Source organism: Clostridium sp. CTA-7, from assembly GCF_054768095.1.
The window spans coordinates 572720-595331 of sequence record NZ_BAAAAV010000002.1 but is presented as its reverse complement, the minus strand read 5'-3'; the positions used below and the strand labels follow the sequence as shown (position 1 = coordinate 595331).

At 28.4% G+C, this 22612-nt stretch carries 25 protein-coding genes; 5 read left to right on the top strand and 20 right to left on the bottom strand.

Going from position 1 to position 22612, the window contains the following annotated elements; all coding sequences use genetic code 11:
* Window positions 1–146: 146 nt before the first annotated feature.
* The 7 genes from purH to ACYUEX_RS05880 form a co-directional block, all read right to left on the bottom strand.
* Complete coding sequence (gene purH, locus ACYUEX_RS05910) at window positions 147–1649, bottom strand: bifunctional phosphoribosylaminoimidazolecarboxamide formyltransferase/IMP cyclohydrolase (protein ID WP_460287007.1); 1503 nt, start codon at window positions 1647–1649, stop codon at window positions 147–149.
* A 90-nt stretch (window positions 1650–1739) separates the two neighbouring features.
* Entirely contained in the window at window positions 1740–2348 is a 609-nt protein-coding gene (purN, locus tag ACYUEX_RS05905; protein WP_460287005.1) for a phosphoribosylglycinamide formyltransferase, read from the bottom strand.
* Window positions 2336–3337 carry a phosphoribosylformylglycinamidine cyclo-ligase gene (gene purM / locus ACYUEX_RS05900; protein WP_460287004.1) on the bottom strand — a complete coding sequence of 334 codons (1002 nt, stop codon included), beginning with the start codon at window positions 3335–3337 and terminating at the stop codon, window positions 2336–2338. Before purM ends, purN begins: the two co-directional genes overlap by 13 nt.
* A gap of 22 nt (window positions 3338–3359) precedes the next feature.
* Window positions 3360–4766: an amidophosphoribosyltransferase gene (gene purF / locus ACYUEX_RS05895; protein WP_460287002.1), complete on the bottom strand. Its 1407-nt coding sequence runs from the start codon at window positions 4764–4766 to the stop codon at window positions 3360–3362.
* Window positions 4767–4831: 65 nt separating this feature from the next.
* Window positions 4832–5536, bottom strand: a complete 705-nt coding sequence (purC, locus tag ACYUEX_RS05890) for a phosphoribosylaminoimidazolesuccinocarboxamide synthase (protein ID WP_460287001.1) — start codon at window positions 5534–5536, stop codon at window positions 4832–4834.
* Window positions 5536–6015 (bottom strand): 5-(carboxyamino)imidazole ribonucleotide mutase, encoded by a 480-nt coding sequence (gene purE / locus ACYUEX_RS05885; protein ID WP_460286999.1) that lies wholly within the window; start codon window positions 6013–6015, stop codon window positions 5536–5538. Before purE ends, purC begins: the two co-directional genes overlap by 1 nt.
* 42 nt (window positions 6016–6057) lie before the next feature.
* Window positions 6058–9801 (bottom strand): phosphoribosylformylglycinamidine synthase, encoded by a 3744-nt coding sequence (locus ACYUEX_RS05880; protein ID WP_460286998.1) that lies wholly within the window; start codon window positions 9799–9801, stop codon window positions 6058–6060.
* A 468-nt stretch (window positions 9802–10269) separates the two neighbouring features.
* Here ACYUEX_RS05880 and ACYUEX_RS05875 point away from each other — a divergent pair, with 468 nt between their 5' ends.
* Entirely contained in the window at window positions 10270–10458 is a 189-nt protein-coding gene (locus ACYUEX_RS05875) for a hypothetical protein (RefSeq protein ID WP_322459218.1), read from the top strand.
* A gap of 14 nt (window positions 10459–10472) precedes the next feature.
* Complete coding sequence (locus ACYUEX_RS05870; RefSeq protein WP_322459217.1) at window positions 10473–10667, top strand: hypothetical protein; 195 nt, start codon at window positions 10473–10475, stop codon at window positions 10665–10667.
* A 159-nt stretch (window positions 10668–10826) separates the two neighbouring features.
* Here ACYUEX_RS05870 and ACYUEX_RS05865 read toward each other — a convergent pair whose 3' ends face one another.
* From ACYUEX_RS05865 to ACYUEX_RS05845, 5 genes are all read right to left on the bottom strand, one after another.
* On the bottom strand, window positions 10827–10982 hold the full coding sequence (locus ACYUEX_RS05865) for a zinc-ribbon domain-containing protein (protein ID WP_460286993.1): 156 nt from the start codon (window positions 10980–10982) through the stop codon (window positions 10827–10829).
* A 292-nt stretch (window positions 10983–11274) separates the two neighbouring features.
* Entirely contained in the window at window positions 11275–11430 is a 156-nt protein-coding gene (locus ACYUEX_RS05860) for a zinc-ribbon domain-containing protein (protein WP_195263398.1), read from the bottom strand.
* Between the two features lie 522 nt (window positions 11431–11952).
* A complete protein-coding gene (locus tag ACYUEX_RS05855; RefSeq protein WP_460286991.1) occupies window positions 11953–12903 on the bottom strand; it encodes an amidase domain-containing protein in 951 nt (316 codons plus the stop codon).
* Between the two features lie 159 nt (window positions 12904–13062).
* A complete protein-coding gene (locus ACYUEX_RS05850) occupies window positions 13063–14013 on the bottom strand; it encodes an SPFH domain-containing protein (protein WP_460286990.1) in 951 nt (316 codons plus the stop codon).
* Entirely contained in the window at window positions 14014–14445 is a 432-nt protein-coding gene (locus ACYUEX_RS05845) for an NfeD family protein (RefSeq protein ID WP_460286989.1), read from the bottom strand. It abuts the gene before it with no gap.
* A 336-nt stretch (window positions 14446–14781) separates the two neighbouring features.
* Here ACYUEX_RS05845 and ACYUEX_RS05840 point away from each other — a divergent pair, with 336 nt between their 5' ends.
* Window positions 14782–16686: an NAD(+) synthase gene (locus tag ACYUEX_RS05840; RefSeq protein WP_460286988.1), complete on the top strand. Its 1905-nt coding sequence runs from the start codon at window positions 14782–14784 to the stop codon at window positions 16684–16686.
* 242 nt (window positions 16687–16928) lie between these two features.
* On the opposite strand, the gene ACYUEX_RS05835 is transcribed toward ACYUEX_RS05840, so the two are convergent.
* Both ACYUEX_RS05835 and ACYUEX_RS05830 read right to left on the bottom strand, forming a co-directional pair.
* On the bottom strand, window positions 16929–17123 hold the full coding sequence (locus tag ACYUEX_RS05835) for a hypothetical protein (RefSeq protein ID WP_460286987.1): 195 nt from the start codon (window positions 17121–17123) through the stop codon (window positions 16929–16931).
* A gap of 88 nt (window positions 17124–17211) precedes the next feature.
* Window positions 17212–17571, bottom strand: coding sequence for a hypothetical protein (locus ACYUEX_RS05830; RefSeq protein ID WP_460286985.1), 360 nt, complete (start codon window positions 17569–17571; stop codon window positions 17212–17214).
* Window positions 17572–17801: 230 nt separating this feature from the next.
* Between ACYUEX_RS05830 and ACYUEX_RS05825 the strand changes: the two genes are divergently transcribed.
* Window positions 17802–17984: a hypothetical protein gene (locus ACYUEX_RS05825; RefSeq protein WP_460286983.1), complete on the top strand. Its 183-nt coding sequence runs from the start codon at window positions 17802–17804 to the stop codon at window positions 17982–17984.
* A gap of 3 nt (window positions 17985–17987) precedes the next feature.
* Complete coding sequence (locus tag ACYUEX_RS05820) at window positions 17988–18776, top strand: arsenic resistance protein (protein WP_460287066.1); 789 nt, start codon at window positions 17988–17990, stop codon at window positions 18774–18776.
* 153 nt (window positions 18777–18929) lie between these two features.
* On the opposite strand, the gene ACYUEX_RS05815 is transcribed toward ACYUEX_RS05820, so the two are convergent.
* The 6 genes from ACYUEX_RS05815 to ACYUEX_RS05790 all read right to left on the bottom strand — a co-directional run bounded on the left by ACYUEX_RS05815 (window position 18930) and on the right by ACYUEX_RS05790 (window position 22592).
* Window positions 18930–19394: a GNAT family N-acetyltransferase gene (locus ACYUEX_RS05815; RefSeq protein ID WP_460286982.1), complete on the bottom strand. Its 465-nt coding sequence runs from the start codon at window positions 19392–19394 to the stop codon at window positions 18930–18932.
* A gap of 146 nt (window positions 19395–19540) precedes the next feature.
* Window positions 19541–19672, bottom strand: coding sequence for a hypothetical protein (locus ACYUEX_RS05810; protein WP_460286979.1), 132 nt, complete (start codon window positions 19670–19672; stop codon window positions 19541–19543).
* Between the two features lie 87 nt (window positions 19673–19759).
* Window positions 19760–20470, bottom strand: coding sequence for a hypothetical protein (locus tag ACYUEX_RS05805; protein WP_460286977.1), 711 nt, complete (start codon window positions 20468–20470; stop codon window positions 19760–19762).
* A gap of 158 nt (window positions 20471–20628) precedes the next feature.
* Window positions 20629–21090: a hypothetical protein gene (locus tag ACYUEX_RS05800; RefSeq protein ID WP_460286975.1), complete on the bottom strand. Its 462-nt coding sequence runs from the start codon at window positions 21088–21090 to the stop codon at window positions 20629–20631.
* Between the two features lie 118 nt (window positions 21091–21208).
* Window positions 21209–21781, bottom strand: a complete 573-nt coding sequence (locus tag ACYUEX_RS05795) for a class I SAM-dependent methyltransferase (protein WP_460286974.1) — start codon at window positions 21779–21781, stop codon at window positions 21209–21211.
* 307 nt (window positions 21782–22088) lie between these two features.
* A complete protein-coding gene (locus ACYUEX_RS05790; RefSeq protein WP_460286973.1) occupies window positions 22089–22592 on the bottom strand; it encodes a hypothetical protein in 504 nt (167 codons plus the stop codon).
* Between the last annotated feature and the right edge of the window lie 20 nt (window positions 22593–22612).

Sequence of the window (22612 nt, the reverse complement as noted above, 5' to 3'; positions counted from 1 at the left end):
TGAAGCATAATTGCGTTAAGAATTTAAGTTGTCTCACCGTAGGAAGTTACTTAAATTTAGCAATTATACCGATAAGAATATTAGAAATACTCTGCGAAATTTCATAATATACCGAAGTAACAATTTCTCTGTTTCCCTAGTTAATATTAATGCTTAAAGTGCCTAAATCCTGTAAATACCATGGCAATTCCATGCTCATTGCAGGCATCAATTGACTCTTGATCCCTTATTGATCCACCTGGTTGTATTATTGCTTTAATACCATTTTTAGCACACTCATCTACCACATCTCTAAATGGGAAGAAAGCATCTGAAGCTAAAACTGTTGCACCTTGTCCTCTTTGAAGAGCTTCTTCTGTTGCCCAGATTCTATTAACTTGTCCCCCACCTATTCCAACTGCTACTTTATCTTTTATAGCAACTATTGCATTAGATTTAACGTATTTAACTACTTTCATACCAAATAATAAATCTGTCATTTCTTCTTCAGTTGGTACTTTTTCTGTTACTACTTTTAATTCATCAATTAGATTTTTATCTTCTTCTTGAACTAGTATTCCACCATCTACTGTTACCATATATTTTTTATCTTTTGGAGTATTATTGCATTTAATTACTCTTAGGTTCTTTTTAGTTTTTAATACTTCTAAAGAATCTTCATCAAAATCTGGTGCTGCCACTACTTCTAAGAATATTTTCACCATTTCTTCTGCTGTAGCTTTATCTATCTTTCTATTTATTGCTACTATTCCACCAAATATTGAAGCTTTATCTGCATCATGTGCCTTTTTATAAACTTCAAAAGGAGTTTCTCCAATAGCTACTCCACAAGGGGTATTATGTTTAAGTCCACAACAAGCTACTTCATCAAATTCAGAGGCAACTTTCCAAGCTATATCTAAGTCTTTAATATTGTTGTATGATAATTCTTTACCATTTAATATTTCAAAACTATTCATAGCTCCATCAAATTCTGTTGAGCTGTAGTAAGCTGCACTTTGATGTGGATTTTCTCCATATCTTAATGTTTGCTTTTTCTTGTATGATATTGAAAGGTATTCTGGATATTCTTCATCTTCTAATAAAAAGTTTGATATTGCTGCATCATATGCGCTCATTAAGTTAAATACTTTTCCTGCTAATTTTTTTCTTAAGGCTAATGAAACATCTCCATTTTCAGATATATCTTCCATAACAGCCTTGTAATCTTCTTTATCTGAAATAACTACTACATCTTTAAAATTCTTAGCTGCTGCTCTAAGCATTGTAGGTCCACCAATATCTATAAATTCAACCTTTTCAGCAAAGCTTAAATCTTCTCTAACCTTTTGGAAGAATGGATATAAATTAACTATAACCATATCTATAGTTTCAATACTTCTTTCTCTAATAGTATCCATATGTTCTTCATTATCTCTTATAGCAAGTATTCCTGCATGTATAATAGGATGAAGAGTTTTAACCCTTCCGTCTAACATCTCTGGAAAATTAGTAACTTCGTTAACTTCAATAACATTAACTCCATTGTCCTTAAGATGTTTATAAGTACCACCTGTAGATATTATTTCAACACCTTTATCTTGTAAAAAATTAGAAAACTCTAAAATACCTTCTTTATCAAAAACACTAACTAATGCTCTTTTAATCAACCTAAAAACCCCTTTGCTATAAATTAATATTTAACAATTAATACATTGATAGTAGTTAAACATTTTTTAATTTCTCCTATAACTTGTCCATTATATAATCTGGCTTTTTCCATTTATAATTTCTACTTTATTTTTACTTATTAAATCAATTGCTTTTGGCAATATTATATGTTCTTTTTCTAACACTCTTTTTTGTAATTCCTCTTTTGTATCTTCAAAGTAAACTGGTACTACCTCTTGTAGTATTATTGCTCCACCATCTACTTCTTCATTTACAAAGTGTACTGTACAACCTGAATATTTTACTCCTGAATTTATAACAGCTTCATGAACCTTTAACCCGTACATTCTTGGTCCACAAAAGCTTGGTATTAATGATGGATGTATGTTTATTATCTTATCTTTAAATTCTTTAAGGATATCTCCTTGTAATATTGAAAGATATCCAGCAAGGACTATTAAATCAACTTTTCCCTTAGTTAATTCTAATATCTTATCTGATGTAGTACCTATATATTCTTTTTTAGATACTACATAAGTCTTTATTCCTTTTTTCTCAACTCGATCTAAAGCAAATATCCCTTCTTTACTTCCTATAACCATTTCTATTTTGCAATTTAATTTTCCATTTTCTATTGAATCTATTATTGATTGAAGGTTTGTTCCTCCACCAGATGCAAGTACTGCTATTTTAAACAAACACCTTCACCTCCAGATGTTACATAACCTATTTCATAAGCCTTTTCTCCCATTTCAATTAAAGCTTTTATAATAGGCTTAGCATCTGATTCATTAACACATAGTATAAATCCAATTCCCATGTTGAAGGTATTGTACATATGATCTTTATCTACACCTTTTTCTATTATCTTTTCAAATACTAATGGTAATGGATAACTATCTTTTTTAATAACTGCTGTAAAGTTTTCTCCATTAAACATCCTTGGTACATTTTCTATAAATCCACCGCCTGTTATATGTGCCATTCCCTTTATTTCAAAGCTTTCAAGTAGTTTTAAGATTGGCTTAACATAAATTTTTGTTGGAGTTATTAAGGTTTTCCATGCTTCTTTTCCACCTAAATCTTCATTTAAATCTTCAAATATTTTTCTAATTAATGAATAACCATTAGAGTGTAACCCTGAAGATGCAATACCTATTAACTTGTCTTCATCCTTTATATCTTTACCATTTATTATTTTATCTTTATCTACAATTCCTACTGCGAAGCCCGCCATATCGTATTCACCATCTCTATAAAATCCTGGCATCTCAGCAGTTTCTCCTCCAATTAAAGCACAATCTCCTTGAATGCATCCTTCTGATACTCCTTTTACTAAATCAGAAGCAACTTCAGCCTCTAACTTTCCACAAGCTATATAGTCTAAGAAAAATAGTGGCTTTGCTCCATGGCATAAAATATCATTAACACACATTGCAACACAATCAATTCCAACAGTATCGTATTTTTTAGTTTTAAAAGCTATATCAAGCTTAGTTCCAACTCCATCTGTTCCAGAAACTAAAACTGGTTTTTTGTATCCTTCTGGAAGTTCAACCATTCCAGCAAAGCTTCCAAGTCCATTTAGCACATATTCACTCATTGTTTTGCTTGCATATTCTTTTATAAGCTTTACTGATTTATATCCTTCTTCTATATTAACTCCAGCTTCTTTATAAGTTATCATTTAACACACTACCTTTCAGCTTTTATTTTGCTTTTTCTATAGGTGTTGCTACTGGATATATTCCATTAAAGCAACCAACACAATATCCACAATTTTCTTTAAAGCAACTATACATACCTTTTATACTTAAATATCCTAAACTGTCTGATCCTATTGCTTCTCTTATTTCTTCAATTGATTTTTTAGCTCCTATAAGCTCACTTCTATATGGAGTATCTATTCCAAAATAGCAAGGAAATTTAACTATTGGTGAAGCTACTAAAAAATGTACTTCTTTTGCTCCTGCTCTTCTTAAAGAATCTACTAAATATTTTGATGTAGTTCCCCTTACTATTGAATCATCAATTAGCACAACTCTTTTTCCATTTACATTTACTTTAAGTGGATTTAATTTAACAGTTACAGCTTTTTCTCTGATTTCTTGAGAAGGCGTTATAAAGGTTCTACCTACATATCTATTTTTTATAAAGCCTGTATCATAAGGTATTCCTGAAGCTTTTGAATAACCTATTGCTGCTGGTATTCCTGAGTCTGGAACTGCAACTACCACATCAGCTTCTATTTTATGCTCTTTAAATAATTGCTCCCCAGCTCTTACTCTTGATTCATGAACATCTAACCCATCAATTGTTGAGTCTGCTCTTGCAAAATATATATACTCAAAGGCACAAGTTTGACATTGGGTGTTTTCTGAGTATTTATAAGATTTAATTCCTTTTTCATCTATAACAATTATTTCTCCTGGCTCAATATCCCTAACTAATTCTGCTCCTATTGCATCTAAAGCACAGCTTTCTGATGATAATACATATCCTTCTTCTGTTTTTCCAAGACATAAAGGTCTAATTCCATGCGGATCTCTAACTCCTATAAGCTTATTTTCTGTTAAGATTACCATTGCAAAAGAGCCTCTTATTGCTTGAATTGCATCAAATATGGCTCTTTCAATTCCTCTTTTGGCTCCTCTTGCTATAAGATTTGCTATAACCTCTGAATCTATTGATGTATGAAAAACATGTCCTCCATCTTCTAAAAGCTCTCTTATAACATCTGCATTAACTAAGGTACCATTATGAGCCATAGCTATTGACCCAAGTTTAGTCTTACTAAGTAATGGCTGTGCATTTTCAATTCTAGTATCTCCAGATGTTGAATATCTAACATGTCCTATTGCTGCAAAACCTTTAAGTTTCTCTAAATCTATTTTAGAAAATGCTTCTGTTATAAGCCCCATACCTTTATGGATATCAACAGTTTCACCATTTGCTACAGCTATTCCTGCACTTTCTTGCCCTCTATGTTGAAGTGCATATAACCCATAATATGTCATAGAAGCAACGTCCATAGGCTTATTTACATAAACACCAAAAACACCACATTCATCCTTAAATTTATCATTACTTGGATCTAAAATTAAATCTAAGCTCAAAACAATACCCCCTACAATTAATTCACAGTTAGTAATTGATAATTAACAATTATTGATGTAATTTATTATTTCTTTATTCTGTTTAATATCTCAACATAAGCATCTTTAACATTTCCAAGGTCTCTTCTAAATCTATCTTTATCTAGTTTTTCTCCTGTTGTTGCATCCCAAAATCTACATGTATCTGGTGAAATTTCATCTGCTAAAAGAATTTCTCCGTTATATCTTCCAAATTCTAATTTAAAATCTATTAACCTTATATTTTGTTTTATAAAGAATTCTTTTAATAAATCATTTATTTTAGCTGTCATCTCGTAAATCTTATCTAATTCTTCAAAGGTAGTTGCTCCAATTCCCACCGCATGATAATCATTTATTAATGGATCTCCTAGTGAATCATCTTTATATGATAATTCAAATACTGTAGTTTTAAGTTCAAAGCCTTCATTTAGCCCTAATCTCTTAGCCATTGATCCTGCTGCTACATTTCTAACTATTACTTCTAGTGGTACTATTTCAACCTTTTTGCAAAGCTGTTCTCTTTCATTTAATTTTTCTATAAAGTGTGTTTTGATTCCATTTTCCTTTAGCATTTCAAAAATCATTGATGTTATTGCATTATTTAAAGCACCCTTATCCTCAATTTGCCCTTTCTTTTCTCCATTAAATGCTGTTGCATCATCTTTGTAATAAACTATTACTTCATCAGCCTTATCTGTAGCATATATTTTTTTTGCTTTTCCTTCATACATCATTTCTAACTTTTCCATTATAGATCTACTCCTTCTCCATTTTCTTCTATAAATTTATTTTTCATATCTATTCTAAATTTATTTAATTTTTCTCTTAAAGTACTATCTTTAATAGCAAGCATTTGAACTGCAAGCATTCCAGCATTATAACTATTGTTAATTCCAACAGTTGCAACAGGAATTGACTTTGGCATTTGAACTATTGAAAATAAAGCATCTAATCCTTCAACTGCTCCTTTTATTGGAACTCCTATTACAGGCATAGTAGTTTGTGAAGCTATAACTCCAGGTAAATGTGCTGCAAGTCCAGCTCCTGCAATAACAACTTCACATCCATTTTTCTCAGCTTCCTTTAAAGTTTCCGTTAACTTTTCAGGAACCCTATGAGCTGATAATACATAAGCTTTAAATTCAACTCCAAACTCCCTTAGGCAATTAGCAGCTCCCTTCATAACATCAGTATCAGATTTACTTCCAAAAAATATAGCTACCTTCATAAATAAACTCTCCTTTATCCATTAATCTTCATATTTTTAACATCACTTAAAGTATTTCACGCCCGCTTTAAATATCTTTTGATCAAAGTTTCCTGGAACATTTTTATATAGGTTTTCTCCTATTCTTTCTGAGTGCCCCATTTTACCAAGGATTCTTCCATCTGGACTTGTTATTCCTTCTATACCTAACATTGATCCATTTGGATTAAAAGGCATGTCCATAGATATTTCACCATTTAAATCAACATATTGTGTTGCTATTTGTCCATTTTCTCTTAATTTATCTAATAAAGAATTTGGTGCTACAAATCTTCCTTCTCCATGAGAAATTGCAACTGAATGTATGTCTCCTATATTTACTTCACTAAACCAAGGTGATTTATTTGAAGCTATTTTCGTTCTAACTATTGAACTCATATGCCTATTGATTTCATTGTAAGTTAGTGTTGCCATATCTTCTTCTATATCTACAATTTCACCATAAGGAACTAATCCTAATTTTATTAGTGCTTGGAAGCCATTGCATATACCAAGGATTAATCCATCTCTATTTTTTAATAAGTCCATTACAGCATCCTTAATTTTTTCATTTCTAAATACTGTTGCTATAAACTTACCTGAACCATCTGGTTCATCTCCAGCAGAAAATCCACCTGGTAACATTATTATTTGACTTTCTCTTATTGTCTTTTCCATTTTAAGTATTGATTCTTTTAAAGATTCCTTGTTCATATTATTTAAAACAAGTTCTGAAACTTCTGCCCCTTCATTACTGAAAGCTCTTGCACAATCATATTCACAGTTTGTCCCTGGGAAGACTGGAATAAATACTTTTGGTTTTGCAATTTTTATTGTTGGAGTTTTTATTTCCTTTTTGTCATATAAAATTGTTTCAATTCTTTCATTTTTATCTTCTGTTTTAATCTTAAATACCTTTGATAATTTTTCTTCTAATATCATTTCTAAAAATTCTATATCAAAATTAATATCATATTCCTTTGAAACTATAGCCCTATTTTCTGTTGTATTACCTATTGCTTTATAAGCGCAACCATTGAATTCTTTTTCTATTTCAACTTCATTTTTAACTTCTAAAACTAAGCTTCCATAGTTAAGGCCAAATAATTCTTCTTTATTTACGCCTTCAAATTCTACCCCAATACGATTTCCTAAACTCATTTTAGTTAAAGCCTCTGCTAATCCACCAAATTTTATTGATGATGCTGAAATTACTTTTCCATCTAAAATAAGCTGATGTAATCTTTCTAAATTCTTTTTATACTCATCTACTTTTAAAGTCATATCTTCATTTTTCTCTGCTATTAAAAGTACTATCTTAGAATCTTTATTTTTAAATTCTGGTGATATAACATCCTTTGCTCTGATAACCCCAACAGCAAAGGCTACTAATGATGGAGGTACATCCAAATCACCAAAGGTTCCTGACATTGAATCTTTACCTCCAATTGCTGGTATTCCTAAATCCATTTGTGCTTGATATGCACCAAGTAATGCTGAAAAAGGTTTGCCCCATTTATTTTTATCTTTTCCTAATCTCTCAAAATACTCTTGTAATGTAAGTCTTGCTTTTTTATAATTTCCACCCATAGCTGAAAGTTTTGTTATCGCTTCTATTACTGAATAATATGCCATATGATATGGACTCCACATTCCCATTTCAGGATTAAATCCATATGTCATTAATGTAGCATCTTTACTTTCACCATTTAGAACAGGTATTTTGGCTGCCATTCCTTCTGCTTGAGTACTTTGATATTTACCCCCAAAAGGCATAAGTACTGTACCTGCCCCTATAGTTGCATCAAACCTCTCAACTAACCCCTTTTGTGATGCTACATTTAAATTTCTTAAATTGTTAATCCATTCTTCTTTTACATCTACATCTGATACATTGAATGGATAATTCTTTGGCAATTCTACCTCTACTTCCGTTGTTTGCCTTGCCCCATTTGTATCTAAAAATTCTCTTTTTAAATCTACTATATTTTTTCCTCTCCAGAACATTCTAAGTTTCTCTGTATCTGTTACTGTTGCTACCTTTACTGCCTCTAAATTCTCTTTTGCTGCTAAGCTTATAAACTTTTCTTCATCCTCTTTATTAACTACAACAGCCATTCTTTCTTGAGATTCTGAAATAGCAATTTCTGTTCCATCTAATCCCTCATATTTCTTTGGAACTTTATCTAAATCTATATCTAATCCTCTTGTTAATTCTCCAATTGCAACTGAAACTCCACCTGCCCCAAAGTCATTACACCTTTTTATCATTATTGAAACTTCTGAATTTCTAAATAATCTTTGAATTTTCCTTTCTGTTGGTGGATTTCCCTTTTGAACTTCTGCTCCACATTCATTAATTGAATCTTCTGTATGTTCTTTAGATGACCCTGTTGCTCCACCTAATCCATCTCTTCCTGTTCTTCCACCTAAAAGTATTACAACATCTCCTGGCTTAGGTTCCTCTCTAACTATATTTTTCCTAGGTGCTGCTGCTATAACTGCTCCAATTTCCATTCTCTTTGCAACATAATTAGGATGATATATTTCTGAAACTTGTCCTGTTGCAAGTCCTATTTGATTTCCATAGGAACTATATCCATGTGCTGCCCCTAAAGTTATAGTTCTTTGTGGAAGTTTTCCTTTTAATGTTTCTTCTATGCTAACTGTTGGATCTGCCGCCCCTGTAACTCTCATAGCTTGATATACATAAGTTCTGCCTGATAATGGGTCTCTAATAGCTCCACCAAGACATGTAGCTGCTCCACCAAAAGGTTCTATTTCAGTTGGATGATTATGTGTTTCATTTTTAAACATTACTAGATATTCTTCAGTTCCATTGTTAGTTTCTATATTTACCTTAATTGAACAAGCATTTATTTCATCAGATACATCTAAGTCTTCTAATAGCCCTCTTTTTCTCATTTCCTTCATTGTTATAACAGCTATATCCATTAAGGTTTCATCTCTATTTGTTTCACCATAAACAAATTCTCTTGACTTTAAATATGCTTTATATGATTTAACTAAAGCGCTTGTATAAAGCCCCTCTTCTATATTTACTTTTTCTATTGCAGTTGAAAAAGTTGTGTGTCTACAATGATCTGACCAATATGTGTCTATGACTTTTATCTCTGTAATACTTGGATCTCTATCTTCATTTTTAAAATAATCTCTTATAAGCTTTATATCCTCTAAGCTCATAGCAATGCCCATTTTGCTATGTAGCTCTTTTATTTCTTCGTCACTTTTTTCAATGAATCCATTTAATATTTTTACTTCTTTTGGCTCTGGAAGTTTTGATGATAATTCTAAGTTATCTATATTTACTTCTCTAGAATCAACTGGATTTATATAATAATTTTTAATTTTTTCTACTTCATTCTTTGATAAATCACCTTTTAAAATTATTATTTTTGTCCATTTAACTTCTATTTTTTCTTCTGAAGTCAATAATTGATAACATTCTGAAGCTGAATCTGCTCTTTGATCATATTGTCCTGGTAAATACTCAACTCCAAAGGCAATTTCGTTATCCTTTACTTCAAATTTGTTTTCATAAACATTATCTACTGTTTTTTCTGAAAATATTGTATAAAGAGCTTTTTTATAATCTTCTTCCTTCATTTGTCCTAAAGTGTATTTATTTACAAGCCTAACCTCTTCTAAAGAACTAGCTCCTAAATTATTTTTAAAATCTTCAAGCAAACTTTTTCCTTCAACATTAAAGCCTCTTTTTTTCTCTACAAATACACATCTCACCTTCAACTTTCATACCTCCAAAGCAGTATTAGTCCCTATTTTAAAATACGAATATTTTTTTATTATTTATTTATATATTTCGTATTTATATTTTAAGGTTATCATTTAGATATATTTTTGTCAACTTTATATCAATATTTCTTTTTATAATTCGTTACATATCGAATTATATTATTGGTATCTAAAAATAATATTCGTGTATATATTTCTTAGTTATTCCGTTGGAATTTTAGGATCTGTTAGATATTTTCGTTGATATGATAGTTGCGTAAAAAATATAAGCGAACTTTTAGAATCTCATTCTTTCTGTAGTAAATATTGCATTAATAAGTTTTAATGTTTGAACATAGCGCGTTTTAAAGCTAATTAATAACATTTTAGCTATTAATTCTTTAATTAATTTTATTAATAAATGTTATTGAAATATTTTTTTTACACAAACTAATAGAGATTTAATTTAAGGTGGTGTTAATTATGAAAGGTAATTCCAAAGAAAATTTAGAAATAGCTTTAGATGAGCTTTGTTCATGCCAAACCCATCTAAATACTGCTTATTTACACGCAGAAAATGATCATAATAGAAATGAAATTCATACTGCACTTAAATCTATTGACAGTGCTATAGATTCTGCACAAAACACTTTAAACAAATTTAAGGATTAGGAGGAGATGCTTTTATGGGACATAAACCAAATGCAAAAAATGAATTGAACTTTGCTCTTTCTGACGTTACTCATGCTCAAAAATTATTGCATGATGCTATTAAATCTGTTGAAAAAGATGATAATAAACAACTTATTCAAGATACTTTATCTAATGTTAATGAAGCTCTACATGCAACTAGAACTTCAACTTATGGGTTTAAAGATTGAGAATAGAAATTCAAATTCTGCTAATTAAATAGAATACTTATAGCAGCAAATTTGGAAAAATTTCTTCACATACCTTCTAAGATGTAACTTTTACTAACTAAATCGAAGATTTAGAGCATAAATTAAAAAGACTGTAGGAAAACCTACAGTCTTTGCTAATTATCTTCTGTTGTTTTGATTTTTTCTTGCTCTTCTGCAATCCATACATCTTACTGGCTCGTTATCGAATCCTTTTTCTTTGTAGAATTCTTGCTCTCCTACTGTGAATACGAATTCCTTACCGCAGTCTTTACATATTATTTTCTTATCTTCCATTTTAAATCCTCCATTCTAAAGACCAATATAATATCAACCAATCTCTACAATGGAGAAAGCTAATTTCTATTTAATCTTTAAACAAATATTTCTTAGTCTTACGACTTACTATAACATTTTATCATACATCTATTATTTTTGCTAGTGGTTTTTAATATATTAATTAATAATTTAACATTCATTTTTCGATATATATTAATATTTTTCAGCATATTATATTATGTTTATTTTATATGTATCTTCACATAAAAATAAAAGCTATAGGAAAACCTATAGCTTAAATTACAGATAACTATCTTCTGTTGTTTTGTGCTTTTCTTGCTCTTCTGCAATCCATGCATCTTACTGGCTCGTTATCGAATCCTTTTTCTTTGTAGAATTCTTGCTCTCCTACTGTGAATACGAATTCTGAACCACAATCTTTACATACTAATTTCTTATCTTCCATTTTAAATCCTCCATTCTAAAGACTATTCAAGTAACTACTAATCTCTATAACGGAGAATGTCATTATCTTTCAAAATCTTTAAACAAAATATTGTTAGTCTTATTGACTACTCATTTATAATAACATAGTTATTTTAAAAAAGCTACTCTTTTTTTAAAATAATTTTAATTTATTAAAAATAAAAAAATACCGGCAGTTTTAACCACCGGCAAAGAAACCTACGTAACCCTATTGGGTTATTATTATTCTTATCATATTTATTTCTTTCTATTCTAAATTTTATAATAATCTCTGTTTATAAATTTTTATTATATATATGTTCTAATTAATATTCTGCATTATCTATATTTGAATTAAAACCAATAGTTAAAAGTCAAAATACAAGTTTAATATTCAATTAGAATCATATATATTTTTTAATTTTACATATATAGGTTCTTTTAAATTATCTTATAACTATATAACTTACAATAATTGAAATACTATATTAAATGTAGAAACTTTAATAGAACCTATATATCTTTAATCTAAGCTTTCTCTTTCTAATAGCATATCTAATAATTCCCTTGAAGATTTTCCCCTTTTATCTATATGGAATTCTACTTCTTCTATCCTTTTATCCATTTTGTCTATAAATATTTTTGTTTTTTCATCATAGTTTTTTTCATTTTCAATTCTTGTATCCTCTAAGCTTAGTTTTATTATATCTAAAGCTTCTATTAGTTCTTTTCTATAGTCCTCTTCTGTTTTACTATTATCTAAATTATTACTACTTTTAATTTCTAAATTTTCTGATCTATTAACACTATCTTCTTTTATATTATATATATAAAAGTTGTAATCATTTGGCTTTCCCATTAGATAATATCTTAAATTACCATCTTTCCTGAAATACTCCATAGAATTTGAATGCTGACAAAAATATATAGTTCTATTTTTTTCTATTAAGTCTGTAATAGCTTGAGAATGAAAAGCTATATTATTTTGCCTTGCATACTGAACTATGTCACCTGGTAATAGACTTTTATATATAGTATCCCAATTTTCTAGCGCATCTATTAGCTTATATTCTGTAAAGGCATAAGCTCTTTTGTATTCTTTACCAAAATGTAAAGCAAAGGGCTGAGCTGCTGTCCATGTAGATGTTCTATTAGGAAGGTTTTGAGAATAATAAAACCAGGATTTAATACTAGTGGCATTTGCTTTAGAACCTACAAACTCTAAACCACCAGCTCTTAAAACCTGTGATACAAAATTAGTACAATCTCCCCCTTCATTAACGTAGTTATAATATTTACTATTTGATGATGTGGCCCATTTTAAAGCATATTCTCTAGCTGCTTCCCTATTATAATTAATATTTTTACTTCCAGTTCCTAATGAACTTGCATCCGTACTAATTTTAAAAGTTTCTAGTATTAATAAAACTAATATAATTATTAGTTTTATTCTTTTTTTTATAAACATTTTCATATTTTATTTCTCCAAACTAATTTAAACTTCAATATATAGTCTTTGAAATAAAATTAAATTTATTATATATTTCTTATTAATTTATATAGCAAAATAAGGTACTATCTTATTTATAGTACCTTATCATAATTTAATATATTAACTTTTTAATTTCTAATACTAATTATCTTTCTTTAACATTTCACCTATAGCTGCAATGCTTCCAAGTGAAGATAAAGTCTCATTTGGTAATATAAGCTTATTAGCTGGGTTATTAGCCATTTCTTTAAGGGCTTCAACTTGCTTTAAAGCTATAACTGTTTCATTAGTACCTGATTCTATAATTGCTTGGTTTACTTTTCTTATAGCTTCTGCTTCTGCAATTGATATTTCTTCTATAGCTTTAGCTTTACCTTCTGCTTCAAGTAATTGAGATTCCTTTAAACCTTCAGCTCTTCTAATATTAGCTTCTTTTTCAGCTTCTGCTGCAAGGATTTTACCTCTCTTTTCCCCTTCAGCTTTCTCAATTTGAGATTGTCTTAAACCTTCAGCTTCAAGAATCATAGCTCTTTTATTTCTTTCTGCTTTCATTTGCTTTTCCATTGCTTCTTGAATTTCAGTTGGTGGAATTATATTTTTAATTTCAACTGAAAGTATCTTAATACCATATGCATCAGTAACTTCATCAATTATACTTAAAAGATCTTGATTTATTTTATCTCTTCCAGATAATATTTCATCTAAACTCATATTACCAAGTATATTTCTCATATTAGTTGTTGCTGAATAAACTATACCTGATCTAAAATCTTCAATATTATAAACAGCATCTCTTGCATTTAATAATTTGTAGAATATAACATTATCTACTGATATTTTAACATTATCCTTTGTAATAACTGATTGTGGCGGTACGTCTAAAATTTGTTGTTTTGTTGAAACTTTCTTTCTAACAAAATCTGCAAAAGGAATTAAGAAATGCCATCCTGGTTCTAAAGTCTTATGATATTGACCAAATCTTTCTACTACGTATAAGTATCCTGTGTTAACAATTTTAATTGATGATAAAATTACTATTAATACAAAAAGTATTACTACCCCTGTAATTATTAGTCCTAATAAGCCTTCCATCTAAATTTCCTCCTCTTTTTTTATTATTAATTTAATACCTTCTATTCCTATAATCTTAAAGCTTTCATTTTGTTTTATTTCTTCTCCTAAGTTTTGTACAGTCCAATATATTCCGTCAACTTTTATTTTAGCTCTGTCTTTAATGTCTTCTTTTGCTTTCATAACTCTTCCTATATAGTTCTCTTCCATTAACGGTGTACGCTTAACTCCAGCTTTAAACTTTCGTTTTGCCCATGGATAACCTACAGATACAGTTATTAAGTTTACAACTAAGAAAAGCACTGCTTGAACCCCAAAAGATACTCCTAACAAATCTGCTATCATAGCTGCAAATGCTCCAGCTGCAAACCAAGCAAACAAGAAATTACTAGTTGCTATATCTATGGCAATTACTACAGCAGCAACTATAATCCAAAAAATTACTGCACTCATTATTTCCCCCTCCTTTATTTCTGATAACATTATAACATATTTTAGCAAAAATTAAAATTTTGTTAACTTATGAATTGATTATACTATACACCCCACTCCTTTACAATGTCTTTTTTATCTTTTTATATAGTATTTTATAACTTATTTTAACTTTAAATTCATCTTCCTTCTATTATCATTGATTTTCTATAGTTTTCCTTTTATTATTATTTATATATGTAAAATTTAATTAAAATGCCTAAACTATTTTTAACCAAATGAATTTAAAAAGTAAAAAGAGTTAAAATAACTTATATACAAGATTATTATTAGCTTAATATAGATTGGAGAGATTTTATGGATTTTATAAAGATTGCAGCAGCATGTCCAGTAACTCGTGTAGCTGATGTTGATTATAACTTAGAAAATATATTTATTTGTTTAGATGAGGCACATAAGAATGGAGCTAAGTCAATAGTTTTTCCTGAATTATGCATCACCTCCTATACCTGCAGTGATTTATTTATGCAATTTAGTTTGTTAGATAAAGCTAATTCTGCCATAGAAAAGCTTATTGAAAAAAGTAAAGGCTTAGATATGCTAATTGCAGTTGGAGCTCCTTTAAAATTTAAAAATGCTTTATTTAATTGTGCTTACATAATTTTTGATGGAAAGATTCTTGGAATAGTTCCTAAATCATACATACCAAACTACAGTGAATTTTATGAAAAACGTTGGTTTAGTGAAGGTCTTGGAATAATTGATGAGAAAGTAGATTTTTCTTTTCAAAAAGAAGTTCCTTTTGGAACTAACTTAATATTTACTTCTGGAAACTTTAGATTTGCCTTTGAGGTTTGTGAAGATCTTTGGGTTACAATTCCCCCTAGCTCTTACCTTTCACTTCTTGGTGCAAATATAATAGGAAACCTTTCTGCTTCAAATGAGCTTGTAAGTAAGAAAGATTATAGAGAAGCACTTATTTCTAATCAAAGTGCTAGATGTATGTCAGCTTATATTTATTCTTCTGCTGGAGTACATGAATCAACTACTGACTTATTATTTAGTGGTCATATGATAATTTCTGAAAATGGAACTTTACTTAAAGAAAATGAAAGATTCCAAAGAGATAATGAAGTAATATATTCATGCATAGATGTATTTAAACTAAATAGTGAAAGACTTAAGAATATAAGCTATAGAGATGCTTCAAGGATACTTCCATTTGAAGCTGAAAATATTAACTTTAATTATAAAGACACTAAACTATCTAACTTTGATAGATTTGTGGATAAGCATCCTTTTGTTCCTTCTAATGCAAAAGTTAGAGAAGAAAGATGTAAAGAAATATTTAATATCCAAGCTTCTGCTCTTGCAAAAAGAATGGAACATACTGGTCTAAAGAGAGCAGTTATAGGTATTTCTGGAGGTCTAGACTCTACATTAGCTTTATTAGTAGTCGTTAAAACCTTTGAATTATTAGGATTAGATAATAAAAATATAGTTACAATAACTATGCCTGGATTTGGTACCACTGATAGAACCTATAACAATGCTTTAACTTTATGCAATGAACTAGGTTGTGATTTAAGAGAAATAAATATAGTTAAGGCTTCTCTTCAACATTTTGAAGATATAGGTCATGACAAAAATATTCATGATGTTACATATGAAAATGTTCAAGCAAGAGAAAGAACTCAAATTCTTATGGATTTAGCTAATAAAGAAGGTGGTTTATTAATTGGTACAGGAGACCTTTCTGAATTAGCTCTTGGATGGTGTACTTATAATGGAGATCATATGAGTATGTATTCAGTTAATCCATCAATACCAAAAACTCTTGTTAGATATTTAGTTAGATATGTTGCTGAAAAGGAATCTAATTCTCAAGTTTCAGATACTCTTTTAGATATATTAGATACGCCAGTTAGTCCTGAGCTTTTACCTAAAAGTGAAAAAGGTGAAATAACTCAAAAAACTGAGGACATAGTTGGACCTTATGAATTACATGACTTCTTCTTATATCACTTTATTAAAAATGGATCTTCAAAAGAAAGAATCCAAATGCTTGCAGAACAAGCATTTAAAGATGATTATACTTCTGAAGAAATAAGAAAATGGCTTGATAAATTTGTTTATAGATTCTTTACTCAACAATTTAAGAGAAGCGCTCTTCCAGATGGCCCTAAGGTTGGTAGCATATCATTGAGTCCTCGTGGTGATTGGAGAATGCCTTCTGATGCTTCTTTTAACTCTTTTAAATAAAAGAAAGATATTGTATTCCAAGTAGTCAGTATCATTTCACTGGGAGTTTTTATAATTCTATTTATTCAAAATACCTAAATTACTATAACTCGCATTCGCTCAGGCAATAGTAATTCTTAACGGCATTTTGAAACATAGAATTATAAAACTCCAACAGTTCATGATAATACTACTTTCCATACAATATCTTTATTTCTTATATAAACTGAATTTTGCGTCAATCCACATCTATATAGTTGAGCTTATTTAAATCTTTCTATCTTTATTACTTTTGAATGAATTATGCTACCACACTCTTTGCAAATAATGTGCTCAATAGAACTACCCATTTTAAATCCAAATGACTGTGGATAAACACTTCCTTGTGCCAACTGATAACCTTTAGCAAAATCTGTAGATTCACAATATGGACATTTCTCTATTTTTATCTCTTTCATAAAAACTCTCCTTTCAGTATTATTAGAATTACAAAATAAAAAATACCGCATATTCACTTTTTTGAATGATACGGTATTTTCACTTAATTCATTTTTTAATAATTAAGCTACTTTTAGGTCCAGTATATTTAATAAATACAATAAATACTAATAGTATTAATATAAATGTTGGTATTGCAAATAGTTTATTTATAAAAATAGATAAAATTAATCCAACAACACCAATAACTCCAATCAATAGTAATATTCTTTTTATATTATTTAGTGCTATCTCGGGATTATAGTTTTTCTTCTCTTTTCCCTCAAGTAAAAGATACCATTTTATCCAATTAACACTTTTCTTAGGATTTGCTAACGATAAAAATACAAAAATTAAGAATGATGAGATTGTTATATCTAATATTCCTTTTTGCCATTTATTAATTATTAAATCTTCCTTTCTGTTCAATACACAATATCTTACTATTATTAATCTATTATAACATATTTTCCCAACACAATATTATTCAATTTTCAAAGAATATATTTCAGTAATTATTTAATAAACATATTCTGACTTTCCTAGACAAAAATTTATAGTATTAAAACTTGTAATATCATTTACTATATAATATAATTTAATTCACCAAATGATAACCATATTCAATTACTATTACTTTAAATTAAAGGAGATTATTAATGGAAAGTATAAATAAGTTTCAAAGTTTTACTATTTTCGCGATGGTTTTATTAGGAATTCTACTAGGTCAAATAAGTCTGATCCAAACTTATTCAGAATATTTAATAATGCCATCATTAACAATAATGTTATTTTTAGTATTTCTACAAGTGCCTTTAAGAGAAATAGGAAACTCATTTTAAAATATAAAGTTTACATCAACATCAATTATCATAAATTTTGTGTGGACACCAATAATAGTATTTATCTTAGGCAGATTATTTTTAAATAATCATCCAGAACTTTTAATAGGGTTTATTATGCTTATGGTAACTCCCTGCACAGATTGGTATTTAATATTTACTGGAATTGCCAAGGGAAATGTAGCTTTAGGTTCTTCTATCCTTCCTTTAAATATAATACTTCAATTACTTTTATTACCCGTGTATATATTATTGATAGCTGGAACTAGTGTAGATATAAATGTTATAAGCTTGGGTAAAGGAGTTGTATTTAGTTTAATGATTCCTCTATTGTGCTCAATAGTCGCTAGAAAACTTATTATAAATAAAATAGGTGATAGTGTATTTGAAGATAAACTACTTCCTAAAGCGTGTGATTATCAAGGATATTTTTTAAATATAGCCATTATATCTATGTTTGCTTCACAGGGAAAAGTCTTGCTAGAAAATTATCAAGTATTATTTATTTTATTAGTACCAATATTGCTATTCTTTATAATTAACTTTATAGTTGGAAGATTAGTAGGTAAGGCTATTAAACTGAATTACCAAGATAGTGTTTCTTTAAGTTTAACTACTCTCGCTCGAAACTCTCCTATAGCATTAGCAATTGCTGTTGCATCATTTCCAGATAAGCCCTTAATTTCATTAGCTCTTATAATCGGGCCACTGATAGAATTACCAGTATTATTTTTAATATCCAAAATTTTATTAGGCATAAAATTAAAACAAGAATCATATCAGTATAATTAATATTTAAGTATATTGTTCTTAGTTTAGTATGATAAGATAAATTTATCATACTAAACTTTTTTTCTAAGAAACAGATGTTTTAATGAACACCTTAATTTATAATAAAATTTAGTTCACAATATAATCATTAAATATAGTATTATATATTAAAATCTATTCGTTTATCTGCTCTAGAATCACTCTTCTTTTGCAAAAACCATACTTTTTATAAAATTCTAATACATTTTCGTTACCTTCTGCTACTCCGATTATTTTTGTTTTTGCTTGTTTGCTATCTAGCCATTCTAATGACATATTCATTAATTTATCTCCTAAACCGTATTTACGATACTCTTTCTCAATAAAAAGAGAATCAACTTCTCCGATTAATTCTTTATCTATTGTGCTAATACAATAGCCAATATATATTCCTTTTTCTAAGTCTTTAATTAAATCTATTTTAACCTCTAAATTATTATTCTTTATAAACTTATTTTTTCTATCTTCAAATTTGAAATTTTTGAATATATCATAAAAATAGGTTGAGTTGCCTTCATGATGTTTATTTAATTTTTCCCATAAAGGTTGTACTAAATCAAGTAGCTCTATACTCCCATTTATAAATTCAAAACTATTCATCTTAACCTCTCTTTCATTGTGTAATAAATACTTACTGAAAAATATCCATTAAATTGTTAGTATAACTTAGCCATATTATTCATCAAGATACTTACCATCACGATATATAGAATTTTTTTAATTCCTTCTACCTGAAATCCACTTTCTCATATTATTATCTTAACATCTTTAGGTCTTTCATCAAGTTCAAATAACATATAATTTGTTTCTTTATCTAATGCTAATAATATTTTTAACATGTTATCTGCATCTTTCATTTCACATTTACGAATGTCCATTATAAGGTCCACCTTTTAATTTGTTAATTATGTTTATTTCATATTATAAGATACTTGCTCATTGATTTTTACTCTCTATCCAAAAAATTAAGTTTCTAAACTCCAATCATTTGTTTGATATTCTCCTAATGTTCCTTTAAACACAACTTCACCTTTATCATTAAACAATATATATTCAAAGGCTTTTGCGCTATATCCTGAATATTGAGTTTCTCTATTAAAATTTAACTCTTCACTTATAAATAAAGTTTTTTCTTCTTTTGGATGTGCTTTAAATTCATTTTCTAAGGTAATATACTCTTCCTTTACATACTCTTTTACTAAGGATGGTGCCTTAATTTTTATGTGCAACTTTTGTGTATCATTGCTACAATTTACTATATCTATTCTTCCATTTATAGTGAGTTTATCCCTATTTCCATGAAAGTTCACTAAAGTTTTCTCTCTATCAAGATATATCGAATTTAAATCCTTAGAAAAGCCTTTATAAAATTGAATACAATAAACCCACATTACAGGGAAAATACTCATTAATGCTACTGTTACAATAACTCTTCTAAACGTTGTCTTAATTAGAGAGTTTTTTTCTATTTCATTAAGTTGTTTTAAACAATAATATATTCCAACCATAACTATTAACCCAGCATAATAAATTCCCCAACCATTACCCCTAATAGGTTTAAATATTCTTTCAGCAAATATTTCTGGTACATTATTGCTATTTCCCATTAACACAAACATTATTGCTAATCCTAAATAACAAAGTATTCTTCTTTGTATTTTAGATAACTTATCCAAAATTCTCCTCCCTCTGATTATCTATCAATTTTTCCATATTTATTAATTTTATATATAGTTCTAGCTAGTCCTACTACCAAAATTGAAACCCGAACAAATTTATACTGTTATAATATAAAATTTAATAATGTAAAAAAATCACATATACCAATTAATAACTAAGTTCTGACATAGATATTAATCTTATCATAACTAAGAAACTGCCTTAAAATTTTTATTAACTTACTATAGTCATTATAATCAAAGTACATATAGCTTTCTCCTCTAGAATGAAGATATACTAATTTAATTTTATTATTATGCTTTAATAACTTAACACTATTAATTTTACTCCATTTACATGAATCACCTTTAATACCTGATAAGCCTTTTTGAGTAATTCCTTTACGCATAAATGATAATACTAAAAATAAAGCTGTATATATTATTCCATATATTAATTCATGAGTGTCTGTATGTTTTAAAAAAGTAGTTACTAATATAGAAACTGATGCTATCCACATAAAAGCACGATATATTCTATTAATTGAAGCCTTAATCAAATAATACTGTTGTCCAATTAATGCTATAAGAATTAAAGCACAAAGCAATACTATTTGAAAATAATCGCTAAGGTTCATAAGATTTTCACTACTCCTTAAAAAGTTTATATTATAATGAAATACTCTAATATTAAGTTTTATTAAGTTTTCAAAGTCTATATTTTATTAATTAAGTTTTAATAAGTTCAAGTTATAATTAATTTTTTCTCTTACTAAAAATATAAGTAACAAAAAAACCTCTATCATCTTCATTTTCTATATACTTAATTAAATCAAATGACTTCTTTATATATTCAAAATCAGTTGGTTGAATTAAATCTTCTTTTCTAATTCTAGAGTCAACTTTATGATTATGCCCAAACCCACAAACAAATAAAATTCCATTCTCAGTTATATTATTTTCTATATTTTTAAATTGATCCTTGTTTAATCTATAGTGATTAATTAATATATTATCAAATATACCTATATCATTTAATGAATCAGCTACACTTAAATCAATTTGTTTTGTGTTTATTAAATAATTATTTCTTTTAGCAAACCTACTTAAACGCTCAAGTGCCTCACTACTAAAATCAACTCCTGTTACTTTAAAGTCATTTTTAAGTAAAAATAAAGCATTTCTTCCATCACCACATGCTATATCAAGAGCAGAACCCTTTTTAAAATATATAATGTTTTCAACTAATGATTGTTCCGGATTTAATGGATTATCACTTCTATTTGCAAATTTACCATCCCAAAATTCCTTATTTCCCATGTACCTCATTTTAAATTTTCTCCTAAAATTTTATTACCCACACAACATAATACAATTATAAACTAATAAGCCATTAAATTACATATATTTCTTGATATTATACTATTTGATTCTTAAATATCATATTGAATTATCTAATTCACAATAGCTTTAAATTAAACATTATTATATAGGGTATATTACTTATGTAGTTCTCTCATTTATTGTTTAAATATAAAAATACCGCATATTCATTTTTGAATAATACGGTATTTTAATTAATATTCTATATAATTAAGTCTAATATTTATCTTTTTCCCAAAAAATGTAGTTATCTTTACATTCCAACAAACGTAGCCGATCCATTATCTCCATTATAAGGTGGAGCTCCTTTAACAGTTACATAACAAATTATTAGTTTATATTCTTCTCCTTTAGGAATATCTTGACTAAAGGTTAATACAAATGTTTTTGCTGAACCATCTTTTGAGTTAATTTTAACTAATTTGTCAGTAAGCGAATTATTTTCATTAACCTTATCATTTTTACCAAGAGTAGCTATATGTTCTGGTTTAACATTCTTTGTATCTTGAACCCAGTAATTAGTTGCTTTTGTTCCTAGATCCATATCCACATCCATATCATAGCTTATTTGAATTTGATTAGGTGAAATCTGCTGTAGTCTTACAAGCTGTGGAATATCGAATTCTCTATTATTCTCAGCACTTAAATAAGTATTAGAAAGCTCCACAACAGATTTAGCACTTACTTCACTTACCCCAAATAACTGCACTGTAATTGCAGTACATAAAATTAAAAAACAACTTAAATATTTTTTCATAATTACCTCCTGATTATATC